At 67.8% G+C, this 15,705-nt stretch carries 18 protein-coding genes; 9 read left to right on the top strand and 9 right to left on the bottom strand.

Features of this window, described 5'->3' with window-relative positions; all coding sequences use genetic code 11:
- The first annotated feature begins 1 nt into the window (after position 1).
- Both lptE and holA read left to right on the top strand, forming a co-directional pair.
- Positions 2 to 502 carry an LPS assembly lipoprotein LptE gene (lptE, locus tag F1654_RS08585; protein ID WP_150023112.1) on the top strand — a complete coding sequence of 167 codons (501 nt, stop codon included), beginning with the start codon at positions 2 to 4 and terminating at the stop codon, positions 500 to 502.
- Positions 499 to 1,554: a DNA polymerase III subunit delta gene (gene holA, locus F1654_RS08580; protein ID WP_150023111.1), complete on the top strand. Its 1,056-nt coding sequence runs from the start codon at positions 499 to 501 to the stop codon at positions 1,552 to 1,554. Before lptE ends, holA begins: the two co-directional genes overlap by 4 nt.
- Here holA and F1654_RS08575 read toward each other — a convergent pair.
- The 3 genes from F1654_RS08575 to F1654_RS08565 all read right to left on the bottom strand — a co-directional run bounded on the left by F1654_RS08575 (position 1,551) and on the right by F1654_RS08565 (position 4,111).
- The gene (locus F1654_RS08575) at positions 1,551 to 2,342 is read right to left on the bottom strand and encodes a superoxide dismutase (RefSeq protein WP_150023110.1); all 792 of its coding nucleotides are present in this window, start codon (positions 2,340 to 2,342) and stop codon (positions 1,551 to 1,553) included. The two genes, holA and F1654_RS08575, sit on opposite strands and share 4 nt — an antisense overlap.
- A gap of 87 nt (positions 2,343 to 2,429) precedes the next feature.
- On the bottom strand, positions 2,430 to 3,425 hold the full coding sequence (locus tag F1654_RS08570) for a glycerophosphodiester phosphodiesterase family protein (protein ID WP_150023109.1): 996 nt from the start codon (positions 3,423 to 3,425) through the stop codon (positions 2,430 to 2,432).
- 5 nt (positions 3,426 to 3,430) lie between these two features.
- Positions 3,431 to 4,111 (bottom strand): dienelactone hydrolase family protein, encoded by a 681-nt coding sequence (locus tag F1654_RS08565; protein WP_150023108.1) that lies wholly within the window; start codon positions 4,109 to 4,111, stop codon positions 3,431 to 3,433.
- Positions 4,112 to 4,202: 91 nt separating this feature from the next.
- Between F1654_RS08565 and F1654_RS08560 the strand changes: the two genes are divergently transcribed.
- The 6 genes from F1654_RS08560 (at position 4,203) to F1654_RS08535 (ending at position 10,177) form a co-directional block, all read left to right on the top strand.
- Positions 4,203 to 4,439, top strand: a complete 237-nt coding sequence (locus tag F1654_RS08560; protein ID WP_150023107.1) for a DUF6489 family protein — start codon at positions 4,203 to 4,205, stop codon at positions 4,437 to 4,439.
- An 8-nt stretch (positions 4,440 to 4,447) separates the two neighbouring features.
- Positions 4,448 to 5,779: a tRNA uridine-5-carboxymethylaminomethyl(34) synthesis GTPase MnmE gene (gene mnmE, locus F1654_RS08555; RefSeq protein ID WP_150023106.1), complete on the top strand. Its 1,332-nt coding sequence runs from the start codon at positions 4,448 to 4,450 to the stop codon at positions 5,777 to 5,779.
- A gap of 110 nt (positions 5,780 to 5,889) precedes the next feature.
- The gene (mnmG, locus tag F1654_RS08550; RefSeq protein ID WP_150023105.1) at positions 5,890 to 7,776 is read left to right on the top strand and encodes a tRNA uridine-5-carboxymethylaminomethyl(34) synthesis enzyme MnmG; all 1,887 of its coding nucleotides are present in this window, start codon (positions 5,890 to 5,892) and stop codon (positions 7,774 to 7,776) included.
- A gap of 3 nt (positions 7,777 to 7,779) precedes the next feature.
- Positions 7,780 to 8,445 carry a 16S rRNA (guanine(527)-N(7))-methyltransferase RsmG gene (gene rsmG / locus F1654_RS08545; RefSeq protein WP_150023104.1) on the top strand — a complete coding sequence of 222 codons (666 nt, stop codon included), beginning with the start codon at positions 7,780 to 7,782 and terminating at the stop codon, positions 8,443 to 8,445.
- A complete protein-coding gene (locus tag F1654_RS08540) occupies positions 8,409 to 9,242 on the top strand; it encodes a ParA family protein (RefSeq protein ID WP_150023103.1) in 834 nt (277 codons plus the stop codon). Before rsmG ends, F1654_RS08540 begins: the two co-directional genes overlap by 37 nt.
- Positions 9,239 to 10,177 (top strand): ParB/RepB/Spo0J family partition protein, encoded by a 939-nt coding sequence (locus F1654_RS08535; protein WP_150023102.1) that lies wholly within the window; start codon positions 9,239 to 9,241, stop codon positions 10,175 to 10,177. The genes F1654_RS08540 and F1654_RS08535 overlap by 4 nt, the downstream gene beginning before the upstream one ends.
- Positions 10,178 to 10,286: 109 nt before the next feature.
- Here the strand turns inward: F1654_RS08535 and F1654_RS08530 are convergent, their stop codons facing one another.
- Complete coding sequence (locus F1654_RS08530) at positions 10,287 to 11,150, bottom strand: NAD-dependent epimerase/dehydratase family protein (RefSeq protein ID WP_150023101.1); 864 nt, start codon at positions 11,148 to 11,150, stop codon at positions 10,287 to 10,289.
- Positions 11,151 to 11,210: 60 nt separating this feature from the next.
- On the opposite strand from F1654_RS08530, the gene F1654_RS08525 reads away from it, so the two are divergent.
- Positions 11,211 to 11,879: a tetratricopeptide repeat protein gene (locus F1654_RS08525; protein ID WP_150023100.1), complete on the top strand. Its 669-nt coding sequence runs from the start codon at positions 11,211 to 11,213 to the stop codon at positions 11,877 to 11,879.
- Here F1654_RS08525 and dnaQ read toward each other — a convergent pair.
- From dnaQ to F1654_RS08500, 5 genes are read right to left on the bottom strand one after another with little or no spacing between them, the layout of a single operon-like run.
- Positions 11,876 to 12,577 (bottom strand): DNA polymerase III subunit epsilon, encoded by a 702-nt coding sequence (gene dnaQ / locus F1654_RS08520; protein ID WP_150023099.1) that lies wholly within the window; start codon positions 12,575 to 12,577, stop codon positions 11,876 to 11,878. The two genes, F1654_RS08525 and dnaQ, sit on opposite strands and share 4 nt — an antisense overlap.
- Complete coding sequence (gene coaE / locus F1654_RS08515) at positions 12,574 to 13,173, bottom strand: dephospho-CoA kinase (protein ID WP_150023098.1); 600 nt, start codon at positions 13,171 to 13,173, stop codon at positions 12,574 to 12,576. Before coaE ends, dnaQ begins: the two co-directional genes overlap by 4 nt.
- Positions 13,170 to 13,994 (bottom strand): shikimate dehydrogenase, encoded by an 825-nt coding sequence (gene aroE / locus F1654_RS08510; protein WP_150023097.1) that lies wholly within the window; start codon positions 13,992 to 13,994, stop codon positions 13,170 to 13,172. Before aroE ends, coaE begins: the two co-directional genes overlap by 4 nt.
- Positions 13,991 to 14,572: a Maf family protein gene (locus F1654_RS08505; protein WP_150023096.1), complete on the bottom strand. Its 582-nt coding sequence runs from the start codon at positions 14,570 to 14,572 to the stop codon at positions 13,991 to 13,993. Before F1654_RS08505 ends, aroE begins: the two co-directional genes overlap by 4 nt.
- Complete coding sequence (locus F1654_RS08500) at positions 14,569 to 15,435, bottom strand: pyruvate, water dikinase regulatory protein (protein WP_150023095.1); 867 nt, start codon at positions 15,433 to 15,435, stop codon at positions 14,569 to 14,571. The genes F1654_RS08505 and F1654_RS08500 overlap by 4 nt, the downstream gene beginning before the upstream one ends.
- Positions 15,436 to 15,705: the final 270 nt, after the last annotated feature.

Genomic DNA, 15,705 nt, shown 5'->3' with positions numbered 1-15,705 from the left:
CATGAAGCGTCCGGTTCGCCTCGCCGCCCTGATGGCCGGCATGGCGCTGTTCTCGGCCGCCGGTTGCGGCTTCCAGCCGCTCTATGCCGGCGGGGGCGGGTTTGACACCCTGCCGGGCCTGGCCATCCAGTCAGGCGAGGACCGCTTTGATTATCTCGTCGACGCCGCCCTGCGCCGGCATCTGGGGCAGGGCGACAGCGCGCACCGTCTGGAGCTGACCACGCGCGTGCGCGACCGCGCTATCGGCATTTCCGCCAGCGGCGTGGCCCGGCGCTATTCGCTCACAGCCCAGACCCGCTATGTGCTCCATCCCTCAGGGGACCGGAGCCCAGTGCGCGGCATGGTGAGCGACACCGTGCAATTCGACGCGCCTGCCGATCCGGCCGCCGTGATCGCCGCGCGCAGTGACGCCGAAGAACGCGCCGCGCGTCAGATCGCCGAGCGCCTGGCCTTCGCCCTGGCGGCCGATCTGCGCCGCCTGCCGCCGCCCGGCTCGCCGTGAAGATCAGCCCGCGCGAGGCCGAACGCGTCATTGACCGCCCGGACCGGTCTGTGCGGGCCTTTCTCATCTACGGACCCGATACCGGGCTGGTGCGCGAACGCGCCGCCCGGCTGGCCAAGACGCTCACTGGCGATCCCGACGATCCGTTCAATGTCAGCCGGCTCAGCGAGGACGATCTCAAATCCGATCCTGCGGCGCTGGCCGACGCCATGGCCGCCATGTCGCTGACCGGCGGGGAGCGGCTGGTGCGGGTGCGCGTTTCAGGTGATTCGGCGCCGCTGGGCGCCTATCTCGCCGAGCTGGACGATGGCGGCGCGCCGGCCGAGGCCCGCCTGATCATCGAGGCGGGCGATCTGAAAAAAACCGCCAAGCTGCGCAAGACGGCGGAAGCCGCCAAAACCTGTGCGGCCATCGCCTGCTATAGTGACGAGACCCGCGATCTCATCGCCATCGCCGAAGCCATGCTGGGCGAAGAGGGGCTGCAGCTGGAGCCGGACGCGCGCGCAGCCCTGGCCCCCTATCTGGAAGGCGACCGGGCTCTGGCCCGGGGAGAGATCGAAAAGCTTATTCTTTACAAGGGACTGAAGGTTCAGCGCCGGGATGGCGACGACACCGTCACCCGCGCCGACATCACCGCCATCTCTGCGGCGGGCGCCGAAGCGGCCATGGACCAGATACTGGACGCGGCCCTGGGCGGCGCGCCGGCCGATGCCGACCGGGCCTATCAGCGCGCCCTGGGGTCGGGACAATCGCCGGTGGGGGTGCTGCGCGCCCTGCAGCGCCGGCTCGACCAGTTCGATCAGGTGCACGCCGCCGGGGGCGACCCCCAGGCGATGATGCGCTCGGGCGCGCCGCGTTTCGGCCCGCCGGCCGAGGCGTTCAAAAAAGGCTTGCGCGCCTGGCGCGGGCGCCGGCTGGACCAGGCCCGCCAGCGCGCGTTTCAAGCCGAGCGCGCAGTCAAGCGCACGGGCGCGCCGGCCGAGGCCATTGTGGGCGATCTGCTCGCCCGCCTGGCCCTGGCCGCCGCGCCCGCCTCAAACCGCCGCGATTAATCGGCCGAAGCAGCCGCTTCGAAGCGCTCGCTGGCCACCGACCAGTCCACCACATCCCACCAGGCGGCCAGATACTCGCCGCGCCGGTTGCGGTAGTTCAGATAATAGGCGTGCTCCCACACATCATTGCCCAGAATGGGCGTGCCGCGCACGGCCGCCACATCCATCAGCGGGTTGTCCTGATTGGGGGTGGCGGTGATCTCCAGCGCGCCGGCCTCATTGACGATCAGCCAGGCCCAGCCGGACCCGAACTGGCCGCCGCCGGCGCGGTTGAAGGCGTCCTTCATGGCGTCCAGCGAGCCGAAAGCGTCATCGATGGCCGCGGCGAAGTCTGCGGACGGCGCGCCGCCCGTGCCCGGCGCGGTCATGGAATTCCAGAAGAAGTCATGGTTCCAGTGCCCGCCGCCATGATTGCGGAAGGCCACAGGCAGGCCGGAAACCTGGGCCAGCAGGTCCTCGAGCGCCACGCCCTGCAGATCGGGGCGGTCTTCCAGCGCCGCGTTGAGCCCGTTCACATAGGCCTGGTGATGCAGGCCGTGATGGATCTCCATGGTTTCGGCGTCGATCACCGGTTCCAGGAAATCGGCCGCATAGGGCAGCGGCGCCAGTTCAAAGCGCCAGTCCGCCGCGTGCTCATCGGCATGGGCCGCCGCCGCGCCCTCAGTATTGGCCGCGCCAGCAGCGTTGGCCGCACCCTCAGTTCCGGTCTCGCCGCAGGCGGCCGCCGTGATGAGGCCGGCGCCGGCCAGGGCGGCCAGAATCGCGCGCAGGGAAGTCTGACAGGTCATGGGGGAGTCTCCTGTTATGGCTGATGGGCCTGTAATCTGGCGCCCCGGGGGCCAGAGTCCACCCCAAAGCATCCGGTTCCAGCCCGTTTACAGCCCGCCCCGGGCGGCGGGGCAGGCCTCCAGCAGCGCCCGGGCGCGGGCGCGGGCGTCAATCGCCGCAGCCGCCGCGGGCACATCGTCCACGGCGATGATCTGGGCGCCGGCTTCAGCCCAGGCGGCGTAATCGGCGGTCCCCTCGCGCTCGGCGCGGAAATTTCCGAAATTGGTCTCGATCCCGCGCGCGGCGAGCTCGGCCGACAGCGCCGCATCGCCATCACCCAGCCCCAGCCAGGCCACAATGCGCGTCAGATCCACCCCGGCGGCTTCCAGCGTCTCCACATCGTCCATGGAGCGAATGCCCGCCGAAATCATCACTTCAGGGGCCATCTCATGGACCGCGATGGCCTGGTCCAGCCGGTAGGTGATGACGAACACCCGGTCCAGCGCATCCAGCGCGCGCACCTCGTCCAGCAGCCGCTCATGGGTGAGCGAACCTTTCAGGTCCAGCTGGGCGAAGGCGATGCCGTCCGCCGCCGCCATGAATTCGTGAAATTCGTCGGCGCGCCCGTCCAGCACCTGGCCGTCATTATCCACCAGGCGAAAAGCGGCGATCTCGTCGAAACTCATCTCCTCCACCCGGCCCGTGCCGGTGGTGGTGCGGTCAATGGTGCGGTCATGCATCAGCACCAGACGGTCATCGGCGGTGAGCCCGATATCGAACTCGATGAACACCGCCCCGTCGGCGACCGATTCCAGCATGGCGAGATGGTCGTTCTCGGCAAAGCCCGGGCGCGGGCCGGCGCGGTGGGCGCTCAGAAACGTCACCCCCTGCTCACGGGCGCAGTCGAGATAGGCGCCCATGTCCACGCCGTCGAGCCAGCGCCCGGCCTCCTGCGCGGCCGCACGGGTCTCCTCCTGGGCCTCGTCCTGCAGCTGTTCCAGCGCAGGCGGGGGCGGCGGCGCTTCGGGCGCGGGCGCCGGATCACACGCGGCCAGCAGGGCAAAGACGGGCAGGAGCGAGGCGCGGGCGAGGAAATCGGTCATGGATCTCACTTCAGATGGGTCTGGAAGAAGGCGCGGGTGCGGGTATTGGCGAGATCTGCGTCTTCAGCGTGATAGTGCGCCCCGCCCACCCGGGCGAAGGCGTGGTCGCGCCCTGCATAGCTGTGCAGTGTGACATGGGGATGATCCTTCAGACCGGCCTTGATCTGCGCCTGGGCCTCGGGCGGCACGAACTCGTCCTGTTCGGCGATATGGAGCATGAGCGGGCGAGCGATCTTGTCCGCCTCATCCAGCCGGTTCTGGATATTGACCCCGTAATAGCCCACGCTCGCATCGCAATCGGTGCGGCAGGCGGTCAGATAAGCCAGCTGGCCGCCCAGGCAGTAGCCCACAGCCCCCACCTTGCCTGTCCCGGCCCGGCGCGCGTAATCGACCGTGGCGGCGATATCCTTCAGGCCCGTCCCGATATCGAATTTACCAAATAGATCAAAAGCTTGCTTCCATTCGGCCTCGGTCTTGTCGGTGATCTCAATGCCCGGCTCGATGCGCCAGAACAGGTCCGGACAGACCGCCAGCCAGCCCTGGCCGGCCAGATCATCGCAGATCTCGCGCATCACATGATTGACGCCGAAAATCTCCTGCAGCACCACGATGGCCGGGCCTGATCCGGCGGCGTAGGCGGAAAACGGCCCGTCGGGGCCGGCGATTGTGATCTTGGTTCCGGACATGGATTATGCCTCCTTCGTATCGCGTCTGCCCGCTTTGAGGGGCGGGCTGGCTATGATAGGGCTGCGGGCCGGACAGTGAAGCGAGGCCGTCATGAAGGTCAATATTGAAATCGACTGCACCCCCCAGGAGGCGCGCGCCTTTTTCGGCCTGCCCGATGTGACCCCGCTCAACGAGAAACTGGTCGCCGAAATGAGCGAACGCCTCTCGGCCAATATGAGCGCCATGGAGCCCGAAGCCCTGATGCGCAGCTGGATGACGTTCGGCGGCGAGTGGCAGAAACAGTTCATGGACCTGATGGGCAAGGCCGCCGGCGGCCCCTCGCGCTGAGCGCCTTCATGACGGACACGATTTTCGCCCTGGCGAGCGCGCCCGGCCGGGCCGGGGTGGCGGTGATCCGCCTGAGCGGGCCGCTGGCCGGCCCCGCCCTCGACGCCCTCACACAGCGCCCCCGTCCCGCGCCGCGCGCCGCCGCCCTGCGGCGTTTCCATGATGACAGCGGCGCGGTGATCGATTCCGGCCTGGCGCTGTGGTTTCCGGCCCCGGCCAGCTTCACCGGCGAGGATTGCGCCGAGTTGCAGGTGCATGGCGGCCCCGCCGTCATCGAGGCGCTGGCGCGCGCCCTTGAAGCGCTAGACTTGCGCGCTGCAGGACCGGGCGAATTCACCCGCCGCGCCTTTGAACATGGCAAGCTGGACCTCACCGAGGCTGAAGGCCTGGCGGACCTGATCGACGCCGAAACCGAAGGCCAGCGCGCCCAGGCCCTGGCCCAGATGACCGGCGCCCTGCGCGCCCTCTATGAAGGCTGGCGCACGCAGCTGATCTCCATCCTCGCCGCCCTGGAAGGCGAGATCGATTTTCCCGACGAGGACGACGTCCCCGATCATCTCTCCGAAGCCGCTACGGAGCCGCTGGACGCGCTGATCAAAGCCCTCGCCGCCCATCTGGATGACGCCAGACGCGGCGAGCGGGTGCGCGAGGGCTTCGCCATCGCCCTGATCGGTGCGCCCAATGCCGGCAAATCCTCCCTCCTCAATGCGCTGGCCCGGCGCGAGGCGGCCATCGTCACCGACATTCCCGGCACCACCCGCGATGTGGTGGAGGTGCGCCTGGTCCTGGCCGGCTTCCCGGTCATCCTCGCCGACACAGCGGGTTTGCGCGAAGCCGCCGATCGGGTGGAGGCCGAGGGCGTACGCCGGGCGCTGGCCCGGGCCGAAGACGCCGATCTGCGCTTGGGCGTGAGCGATGTTTCACGTGAAACATCCCTGGACGCGCTTCACGAGCGCCTGCGCCCCGGGGATGCGCTGATTCTCAACAAGACCGATCTGGCTGGGGCCCCGGACTTCGCTTCGCCTGAGGGCGTCACGGCCTTCCCCCTCTCTGCGACCACCGGCGAGGGCGTCGCGGCGCTGGAAGCCTGGCTGGAGACGGCCGTGCGCCAGCGCCTGTCGGCCCGTGAGGCGCCGGCCCTGTCGCGCGCCCGCCACCGCCAGGGCGTCACCCGGGCGCTGGATCATCTGACCGCTGCCCGAGAAGCGCTGGCGCGCGGGCCGGAACTGGCGGCGCTGGAGACCCATCTGGCCATCCGCGCGCTGGAGGGCCTCACCGGACGGGTGGATGTGGAGGATGTGCTGGACGCGGTGTTCAGCCAGTTCTGCATCGGCAAATAGCGTTTGCAGAGCGCCCTGGACCATGCTCTGCCTCGACTCCGCCGTGATCCTTCGCTAGAGCATGCCGCCAAGAGCGCCCCATGCGGACGGGCGCGCCAGAGCTGACACTCATGACCCTTGATCCTGCCCTCGCCCAGGCGCGCGTCTGGGACGTTATCGTCATCGGCGGCGGACACGCCGGATGTGAAGCCGCGGCGGCGTCCGCGCGCGCCGGCGCGGCGACTCTTCTCATCACCCACAAGGCCGCCACCATCGGCGAGATGAGCTGCAATCCGGCCATTGGCGGGCTGGGCAAGGGCCATCTGGTGCGCGAGGTGGATGCGTTGGACGGCCTCATGGGCCGCATCGCGGACGCGTCCGGCATCCAGTTTCGCCTGCTGAACCGCTCCAAGGGCCCCGCCGTGCGCGGGCCGCGCACCCAGTCCGACCGCAAGCTGTATCGCCAGGCCATGCAGGCCGAACTCGCCGCCACCGACAACCTCTCCATCCTGGAAGCGGCGGTGGAGGATCTTATCCTCGCGGACGGCGTATGCGCCGGGGTGATGGACGCGCAAGGCCGCGCCTATCGTTCCGGCGCCGTGGTGCTGACCACGGGGACGTTCCTGAAAGGCGTGATCCATCGCGGCGCCGAGCGCATTCCCGCCGGGCGTCACGGGGAACAGCCCGCCATCGGCCTGTCGGACCGGCTCTACGGGCTGGGCCTGGCCATGGGCCGCCTCAAAACCGGCACGCCGGCGCGCCTGGACGGATCGACCATCGACTGGGCGGCGCTGGAGATGCAGGAAGCGGACGCCGAACCCGTCCCCTTCTCCTTCCTCACAGACACAATCACCGTGCCCCAGATCGCCTGCGGCATCACGCGGACCACGGAAGCCACCCACGCCCTGATCGGCGCCAATCTGCAGCACTCTGCGGTCTATGGCGGGGCGATCTCCGGGCGCGGCCCGCGCTATTGCCCCTCCATCGAGGACAAGGTGGTGCGCTTTGCCGACCGCACCAGCCACCAGGTGTTTCTCGAGCCCGAGGGGCTGGACGATGACACGGTCTATCCCAATGGCATTTCCACCTCCCTGCCGGCAGACGTCCAGGACGCCTTCCTGAAGACCATTCCTGGGCTGGAGCAGGCGAAAGTGCGCCGCTATGGCTACGCCATCGAGTATGATTATGTGGACCCGCGCGAGCTCAGCGCCACGCTGGAGGCCCGTCGCCTGCCCCGGCTCTGGCTCGCCGGCCAGATCAACGGCACCACGGGGTATGAAGAGGCCGCCGCGCAAGGCCTGATGGCCGGGCTCAATGCGGCCCTGGCCGTATCGGGCGCCGCGCCCTTCATTCTCGACCGCTCCGAAGCCTATATCGGCGTGCTCATCGACGATCTCATCACGCGCGGCGTCACCGAGCCCTATCGCATGTTCACCTCGCGCGCCGAATACCGGCTGACCCTGCGCGCCGACAATGCCGATCAGCGCCTGACGGACAAGGCCATCGCCCTCGGGGCGGCGAGTGTTTCACGTGAAACATCCTGGCGCGCCAAGGCGGCGGCGCTGGCCGATGCACGCGCCCTGGCCCGTGAGCTGAGCCTCACCCCCGCCGAGGCGTCCCGCGCCGGGCTGCAGGTCAATCAGGACGGCAAGCGCCGCAATGTGCTGGAGCTGCTTTCCTATCCGTCAATCCAGTGGGCGGACATGATGCGGGTCTGGCCGCAGCTGGCCGATCTGTCCGCGCCCGTCGCCGAGCAGATCGAGATCGATGCGGTCTATCACGGCTATCTCGACCGGCAGGAGGCCGACATTCTCGCCTTCCGCCGTGATGAGGGCGTGCGCATTCCCGCCGGGTTTGATTATGCCGGCGTGAGCGGGCTCTCCAACGAGGTGCGTGAGAAGCTGATCGCCGCCGCGCCGGCCACGCTGGGCCAGGCCGCGCGCATCGAGGGCGTCACGCCCGGCGCGCTGACCGCCCTGCTGGCCCATCTCAAACGCGCTGACCGGCGGGCGGGCTGAGCCATGAGTGACGGGTTTGACGCGGCGGCCTTCCAGACCGAGACCGGTGTTTCACGTGAAACACTCGCCCGGTTCGAGCGTTGGCGTGATATGCTGGAAGAGACCAATGCTCACACCAATCTGGTGGGCCGGTCCACGCTGGAGGATTTCTGGTTCCGTCATGCGCTGGACAGCTGGCAGATCCATGCCCTGGCCCCCCGGGCCGCGCGCTGGGCCGATCTGGGCGCGGGGGCAGGATTTCCGGGCCTGGCCATTGCTTACGCCCTGATGCAGTCCGGCCTGCCCGGCGCCCATGTCTGGCTGGTGGAATCCATCCAGAAGAAAGCCCAATTCCTCAAGGCCGTCGCTGCCGCCACCGGCGCGCCGGTCACTGTCCTGGCCCAGCGGGTGGAAACACTTCATCCTGTGCCTGAAGTCGACATTGTGACCGCCCGCGCCATGGCGCCTTTGGAGGTTTTGCTGGGATATGTGCATCCTTTTGTGGAAAAGGGGGCGCGCGCCCTGCTTCCCAAGGGCGCCCGCTATCGTGAGGAATTGACCCGGGCGCGGAAAAGCTGGACCTTTGAGGCCGAGGTCATACCGAGCCGTACGTCTCCGGAGGCCGCCATCCTGTCCATCACGGAGCTCGTCCCTTGTCAGATGACCGCGCCGCGCCGCCGAAAGTCATAGCCATCGCCAACCAGAAGGGGGGCGTGGGCAAGACCACCACCGCCATCAATCTGGCCACCGCGCTCGCCGCCATCGGCCAGCGCGTGGTGGTGCTCGATCTCGACCCCCAGGGCAATGCCTCCACCGGGCTCGGCGTCTCGCGCGCCCAGCGCCGGGCCACGTCCTATGACGTGATCGTCGCCGAGCAGCCCATGGAAGAGGCGCTGATCGACACCAGTGTACCGGGCCTGGCCCTGATCCCGTCGGACGCCGATCTGTCCGGCGCCGAGATCGAGCTGTCCAATGCGCCGCGGCGGTCCTACCGCCTGCGCCATGCGATTGACCGCTTCCGCCGGGCGCTGTCGGCCAAGGGCCAGCGCTGCGATTATGTGCTCATCGACTGCCCGCCCTCGCTCAATCTCCTGACCGTCAACGCCATGACCGCCTCGGATTCGGTGCTGGTGCCGCTGCAATGCGAGTTCTTTGCGCTGGAGGGTCTGACCCAGCTCATGCGCACCATCGAACTGGTCCGGGGCAATCTCAACAAAACCCTTGATATTCAAGGTGTTGTCCTGACCATGTATGACAAGCGCAATAACCTCTCCGCCCAGGTGGCCGCCGATGTGCGCGATCACTTCGGCGACAAGGTCTATGACACGGTCATACCGCGCAATGTGCGGGTCTCCGAGGCGCCGAGCTTTGGCAAGCCGGTCTTGCTCTATGATCTCGAATGCTCGGGCTCCAAGGCCTATCTGGGCCTGGCCAAGGAACTGGTCCGTCAGGAGCGGCGCGCCGCTGACGCGCTGGCGCCGGCATGAGCGGGGCTGAAGACCGCCCGCGCAGCCGCGGCCTCGGCCGGGGCCTGTCCGCCTTGCTGGGCGAGGGCGAAGAGGCTGAAGCCCTGCGCTCCGATGCGCCTGACGCCCCTGCCCGCACCGGAACAGGCGGCGCGCGCACCCTGCCCGTGGCGGTGTTGAGCCCCAATCCCGACCAGCCGCGCAAGCGCTTTGACGAGGCCGAGCTGGACGCGCTGGCCCAGAGCATTTCCGGCCAGGGCCTGTTACAGCCCATTCTGGTGCGGCCCCTGCCCGGGGATCCAGAGCGCTACCAGATCGTGGCTGGCGAGCGGCGCTGGCGCGCGGCGCAACGGGCCGGCCTGCATGATGTGCCGGTTGTCATTCGCGAGCTAACCGACCGCGAGACAATGGAAATCGCCATTGTCGAGAACGTCCAGCGCGCCGATCTCAATCCCGTAGAAGAAGCACGGGCCTTGAGCCAGCTGGTGGAGCGCTTCGGCCATACCCAGGAAGATGTGGCCAAGGCCATCGGCAAGTCGCGCGCCCATGTGGCCAATATGCTCAGGCTCCTCGCCCTGCCTTCAGGCGTGCTCTCCATGCTGGAGAGCGGCGCCCTGACCGCCGGGCACGCCCGGGCCGTGGCCGCCAGCGATGATCCCGAAGCCCTCGCCCGCCAGATCGTGGATGGGGGCCTGTCAGTGCGCGCGGCGGAACAGCTGGCGCGCCAGGCTGCGGGGAAGACCGGCGCAGGCCGGTCCGCACCCGAGCGCAAATCGCAACAGAGCGATCCCGACACAAGGGCGCTGGAAGCCGACCTCTCCGAACGGCTGGGCCTTTCAGTGGCCATCCGCCATGACGGAGAGAGCGGCGAGGTCCGCATCAGCTTCTCCTCCCTCGAACAGCTGGACGAGGTTTGCCGCCGGCTCACCTCAAGCGCGATGTCAGGAGCTTACTGAGCCCAAGAGTTGCGGCTCTCAGAGGCGCTGAAATTGCATTGGCCCTACCCAGATACGCCCTGGGCGCTGAAAATCGCAATTTTTTAAAACGCTCGTTCAGGTGTTTGATTTAATTGATATTTTCTGAGACCAAAATCGCCTTCAAACCGTCCCGCCAGTGCGGATAGGCCGGGCGCCAGCCCAAAGCCGCCTTGGCTCGGGCGTTGGAGACCCGCCGGCACTCACTGAAAAAGCTGGCGAGCATGGGGCTCGCCTCGCCGGGATCGAACGTGCGTTCCTGAGGCGGCGCCGCGCCCAGCATATCGGCGGCGCCCCACAACACCTCCGCCTGATCCGACGGCCAGTCATCGACCAGGTTGAACACGCCGTGCGCCGACGGCCGGTCCATCGCCAGCACCAGGGCCGAGGCGATATCGTCCACATGGATGCGCCCGAACACCTGACCGGGCTTGATCCAGGCGATGGCCCCGCCTTCCCGGATGCGGTCAATCGCGCTGCGGCCCGGTCCGTAAATTCCGCCCAGCCGGAAAACGCGCGCGCCCCGCGCCTGCCAGGCCAGATCCGCCTCAGCCCTTGCGCGCGATCGCGCCGGGCCGGGATTGAGCGCGTCCCACTCGAACGACCATCCGCCCTGGCGGTCGCCATAGACGCCAGTGGTGGAGAGATAGCCGAGCCAGGTCTGGCCCGTATCCATGTCCTCCAGCGCCTTGAGCACCGGATCGCCGCTCATCCCCGGCGGCACGCTGGAGATGGCCGCGTCATGGGCTGACACCGCCGCGCGCAGCGCTGCTGCGCCCTCCATCGTGGCCAAATCAGCGCGCACCACCGCCACGTCATCGGCCCTCACCGCAGCTTCCGATGTCTGGGAGCGCACGGTGGCGCTCACCTGCCAGCCCGCTTCACGCAGGCGCCGGGCTGTGGCGCGCGCGACATAGCCATAACCGATGAGCAGGCATGATCGGGCAGATGTCATGGCTAATCCTTCTGTTTGCGGTTAGCCTTAAAATCAAGCCACAGCCTTGAGGAGCCCGCCATGGCGCGCACCGCTACCGCCCTCGTCCTGTCCTGCGCCCTGACAACAGCGCTCGCCGGCGCGGCGCACGCTGATATGACCCAGGAGCGTTACCGCGCCTGCCTCGACCAGGTCTCCGCCAATGCGGAGGAGGCCTATGAGGACGCCATGATCTGGCGCGCCCAGGGCGGAGGCTGGCCGGCCGAGCACTGCGCCAGCCTGGCCCAGATCGCGCAAGGCTGGTCCGCCACCGGCGCCGCGCGCCTGCGCGCCAATGCCGAAGGCGCGACCCAGGCCAGTGATATGAGCCGGGCCATCATGTTCGGCCAGGCCGGAGACGCCTTTTTATATGCGCGTCAGTTCGATGAAGCCGCCGGCGCATTTGCGCGCGGGCTGGATTTCGCCCCTTCAGATGCGGGCCTGGCCCGCGGGCTCGCCGACGCCGCCTATGCGCGCGGCGATCTTGACGGGGCCGTGGCCGCGGCTGACGCCGCGCTGGATATCAATCCGGGCGAACCGGGCGCGCTGGGCGTGCGCGCGGCGGCGCGTCTGGAGCAGGGCGCGTTTGATGCCGCCGCCGATGATATCGCCACGGCGCTCAGCGCCGATCCGGAGAATATCGAGCTTCTGGTGCTGCGCGGCCGGCTCAATGAAGCCCGGCGCACCGGCCAGATCCCGGAGCGCAACTAACCCCCTGTCCGGCCATCGAGTTTCGCCCAGATGCTGTCATCCAGCCCGGCGATGAAAGCGGCGTGGGCTTCGGCCTCGGCTGGGCTGATCCGGGTTTCCAGGGGGGTGGGACGCGGCGGACGTGCGGGGAAGCTGACCGAAGTGGCGGCCCGGTCCTCGCCCAGCAGGCCCAGCGCCTGTTCACGCCCGCCATGCAGCTCCAGCCAGACCTCGGCCAGCAGATAGGCGTCGATCAGGGCGCCGTGCTTGGTGCGGCTCTCCAGCGAGATATCAAACCGCTTGCACAGCGCATCCAGGCTGGCCGGCGCGCCGGGGAATTTCTCCCGCGCCAGCGCCGCGCTGTCGATAAAGCGAGAAGGCGCAATGGGTTCGCGCCCGCAGCGCTCCAGCTCCATATTGATAAAACCCATATCGAAGCCCGCATTATGGGCGATGATCTCGCTATCTTCAAAAAAATCAATGACCTGGTCGGCTATCTGCGCGAAGACCGGCTGGTCTTTGAGCATCTCGTTGGTCAGGCCGGTGATGCGCACCGCCTCGGCGTCCACATCGCGCTCAGGATTGACCAGAAGGCGCAGATCCCGGCCCGTGGGGGTCATGCCGATCAGCTCCACACAACCGATCTCGGTGATCCTGTCGCCCTGATCATGATAGAGGCCGGTGGTCTCGGTATCGAATACGACCTGACGCTGGCTCATGACTGGTCTCCTGTCAGCGCATTCATCACGGCGCGCACCTGAAGGCGGGCCGCGTCGAGCCCCTGGCTGGTGTCGATCACGAAATCAGCCCGGCCGCGCTTGAGCGAATCATCCATCTGGCGCGCCAGTATGGCCTTCAGCTTGGCCTCGCTCATACCCTGCCGCGACAGCACGCGCTCACGCTGCACATCGTGTGGAGCGCTGACCACCACCACGGTGTGGACCCGGTCTTCTTGCCCGGTCTCGAACAATAGCGGCACGTCCAGCACCACCACCGTCCGGCCCTCGGCCCGCGCGCGGGCGAAAAACGCCTGGCGTTCAGCCTCCACCAGCGGGTGGACGATGGCCTCCAGCCGGGCGAACCCGGACGGATCGGCCTGCAAAGCGGCGGACAGCGCGGCGCGGTCCACCCCCGTCTCCACGCTGGCGCAGCCGGGAAAAGCGTCCGCAACCCCCTGAACAGCCGCGCCGCCGGGGGCGTATAGCGCGGCCACGGCGGCATCGGCGTCAAACACGGCGGCGCCTTCCTCGGCGAAGAGTTTCGCCGTGGTGGACTTGCCCATGCCGATAGAGCCGGTGAGGCCGACAATGATCATGCGCGCGCCTCCAGCGCCGCTTCCAGCAGGGCGCGCACGCTGTCATCGTCGGGCGGCGGCGCGCCGAAGAAAGCCTCGAAACTCGGCCGGGCCTGGCCGATGAGCATGGCAAGTCCGTCTGAGGTGCGCAGACCCAGCGCTTTGGCCTGTCTCAGCAATCCGGTCTCCAGCGGCGTATAGACCATGTCGAACACCAGCGCGTCAGGCGCAACCGCCTCCAGCGCCGCCTCCAGCTGTGGTTGGCCGCTCATGCCCATCGAGGTGGCGTTGATGATCAGACGCGCATCCTTGAGCACGGTCGCGGCAGGTTTGTCATATATATCAACGTCCAAACCAAACGCCTCGGCCAGAGCCCGCGCACGCACGATCGTTCGGTTCACAATGCGGATGTCCCGATCCTGGCGGGACAGACGCCACAGGGCCGCGCGCGCCGCGCCCCCCGCCCCGATCAGCACCGCCGGTCCCGTCCCGTCATCTCCGGCCAGGGCCGCGTCCAGTCCGTCGATATCAGTATTGCCGGCGAGAACCCGCCCGCCCCGGAACACCAGAAGATTAGCCGCGCCGACAGCGATCGCCGCCGCGCTCGCCTCGTCCGCCAGGGCCAATGCCTGTTCCTTGTGGGGAATGGTGACATTGAGCCCGGCATAGCCCTCGGCGGCCAGGCCCCGCACCCGCGCCTCGAATTCATGCGCTGCGACGGGCAGCTTGTCATAACTTCCGGGCAATCGCGCCGCCTTCAGCCAGGCACTCATCATCAGGGGCGACAGCGAATGGTCCACCGGCCACCCGCATACGCCTGCGCGTGGACCCGCCCCGCTCATGTGGCGATCAGCCCTTCTGTGCGCAGGAATGACAGGAGAGGCAGAAGCGGCAGGCCCAGAATGGCGAAATAATCGCCCTCCACAGCCTCGAACAATTGCGCCCCCAGGCCCTCGAAGGCGTAACCACCCACCGTGCTGGTCAGGATCTCGCCGGCCTGGCGGCCATAATAATCCAGAAACGCGTCCGAGCATGGTCTCATGGTCAGGGCGCAGCGGCTGGCATGACGCCAGAGAATCTGGCCCTCGCGCGCGGCGGTCAGACCGCCCGCCAGATAGTGGGTGCGCCCACGCCAGAGTTTCAGCCGGGCAAGCGCTTCATCATCATCGCGCGCCTTGTCATAGGCGCGGCCGTCAAACTCCAGCACCTGATCGGCGCCGATCACCAGGCCCGGCCTTTGCGCTGAGACAGCCAGCGCCTTGGCGTCCGCCAGCGCCTGGGCCAGCGCCCCGGGAGTTCCGGTGAAACCGCGTTTCAGTGCATCCTCGTCCACACCCGAGGCCTGCACCTCGAAATCCACCCCCGCGCCAGAGAGAATGGCCCGGCGCGAAGCGGAGCCGGATGCCAGAATGAGCGTCATGATTTCAGTGTCGCGCGATGTTCGGTGAGCAGATTGATCACCTTGGCCGCCGTCTCCTCGATGGAGCGCCGGGTCACGTCAATGGACGGCCAGCCATGGCGGGTGAACAGGCGCCGGGCATGGATGAGCTCATCCTTGACCGCCTCGGCGTCCACATAGCTGGTGGGCGCCTCTTCGCCCAGATTGACCAGCCGGTTGCGCCGGATCTGCACGATCCGCTCGGGGCTGGCGGTGAGGCCCACAATGAGCGGTTTTTTCAGCCGCTCCAGCCCTTCAGGCAGGGCCGCGCCAGGCACGAGCGGGATATTGGCGGTGCGGATGCCGCGATTGCCCAGATACACGCTGGTGGGGGTTTTGGACGTGCGGCTGATGCCCAGAAGGATCACATCGGCGCTGGCCAGATCATCGCCCTGGCCGTCATCATGGGCCATGGAATAATTCATCGCCTCGATGCGCCGGTAATAATCGGCGTCCAGCACGCGCTGGGCGCCGGCCTTGCCCTGGGCCGGGGCGCCCAGAAAAGCCGATAATGTCGCCTCGATGGGATCGAGTACGGCGACGGCCGGCACGGACAGGGCCGCACAGCGGTCTTCCAGCGTGCGCCGCAGGTCCTGATTGACCAGGGTGTACATCACCACCCCGGGATGGGCCTCGATATGGGAGAGCACCCGCTCCATCTGTCGCGGTGAGCGCACCAGGGCGAACAAATGCTCGATCGGATGCACGCCGGGGAACTGGGCCACCGAGGCGCGCATCACCCCCATCAGGGTCTCGCCGGTGGAATCCGACACCATGTGGACATGGAAATGCAGCCCGTCCGCTGCGGCGTCGACAAGTCCCGCTGGGGGGTCGGAGCGTGGCATGGCCTGTCCCTTGAACGCCCGCCGGACGGGCAGGCGGTGAGCCCTAACCGTTAAACCAGCCCGCCGCGCCTGTGAACATCTCCTGTGGCCAGGCGTGCACAAGCGCCCGGTTACGCACAGGCGCGAGCCAAGATGGACCCGCTTTGCCTCCATTCCTCCCGGCGGCGCCCGGGCCTGGCGAAACTTGCCGACAGGCTGTGGAAGACGCCCGCTTGTTGAGAGTCCTGCCCAAGGGTGTTGAACACGATCGCGCATGGCCCCCGGCAAATC

Source organism: Alkalicaulis satelles (assembly GCF_008630495.1).
In the GTDB taxonomy this organism is placed as follows: domain Bacteria; phylum Pseudomonadota; class Alphaproteobacteria; order Caulobacterales; family Maricaulaceae; genus Oceanicaulis; species Oceanicaulis satelles.
The sequence above is the reverse complement of the archived record's forward strand: the minus strand, read 5'-3'. Positions and strand labels throughout refer to the sequence as shown.

Bases quoted from the DNA above. Each gene is read 5' to 3' on its own strand.
- mnmG (WP_150023105.1), top strand. From the start codon at position 5,890: ATGACCCTTGATCCTGCCCTCGCCCAGGCGCGCGTCTGGGACGTTATC.
- coaE (WP_150023098.1), bottom strand. From the start codon at position 13,173: ATGATCATTGTCGGCCTCACCGGCTCTATCGGCATGGGCAAGTCCACC.
- F1654_RS08565 (WP_150023108.1), bottom strand. From the start codon at position 4,111: ATGTCCGGAACCAAGATCACAATCGCCGGCCCCGACGGGCCGTTTTCC.
- F1654_RS08535 (WP_150023102.1), top strand. From the start codon at position 9,239: ATGAGCGGGGCTGAAGACCGCCCGCGCAGCCGCGGCCTCGGCCGGGGC.
- rsmG (WP_150023104.1), top strand. From the start codon at position 7,780: ATGAGTGACGGGTTTGACGCGGCGGCCTTCCAGACCGAGACCGGTGTT.
- mnmE (WP_150023106.1), top strand. From the start codon at position 4,448: ATGACGGACACGATTTTCGCCCTGGCGAGCGCGCCCGGCCGGGCCGGG.
- lptE (WP_150023112.1), top strand. From the start codon at position 2: ATGAAGCGTCCGGTTCGCCTCGCCGCCCTGATGGCCGGCATGGCGCTG.
- F1654_RS08570 (WP_150023109.1), bottom strand. From the start codon at position 3,425: ATGACCGATTTCCTCGCCCGCGCCTCGCTCCTGCCCGTCTTTGCCCTG.
- dnaQ (WP_150023099.1), bottom strand. From the start codon at position 12,577: ATGAGCCAGCGTCAGGTCGTATTCGATACCGAGACCACCGGCCTCTAT.
- F1654_RS08500 (WP_150023095.1), bottom strand. From the start codon at position 15,435: ATGCCACGCTCCGACCCCCCAGCGGGACTTGTCGACGCCGCAGCGGAC.
- F1654_RS08505 (WP_150023096.1), bottom strand. From the start codon at position 14,572: ATGACGCTCATTCTGGCATCCGGCTCCGCTTCGCGCCGGGCCATTCTC.
- aroE (WP_150023097.1), bottom strand. From the start codon at position 13,994: ATGAGCGGGGCGGGTCCACGCGCAGGCGTATGCGGGTGGCCGGTGGAC.
- F1654_RS08525 (WP_150023100.1), top strand. From the start codon at position 11,211: ATGGCGCGCACCGCTACCGCCCTCGTCCTGTCCTGCGCCCTGACAACA.
- F1654_RS08560 (WP_150023107.1), top strand. From the start codon at position 4,203: ATGAAGGTCAATATTGAAATCGACTGCACCCCCCAGGAGGCGCGCGCC.
- F1654_RS08575 (WP_150023110.1), bottom strand. From the start codon at position 2,342: ATGACCTGTCAGACTTCCCTGCGCGCGATTCTGGCCGCCCTGGCCGGC.
- F1654_RS08530 (WP_150023101.1), bottom strand. From the start codon at position 11,150: ATGACATCTGCCCGATCATGCCTGCTCATCGGTTATGGCTATGTCGCG.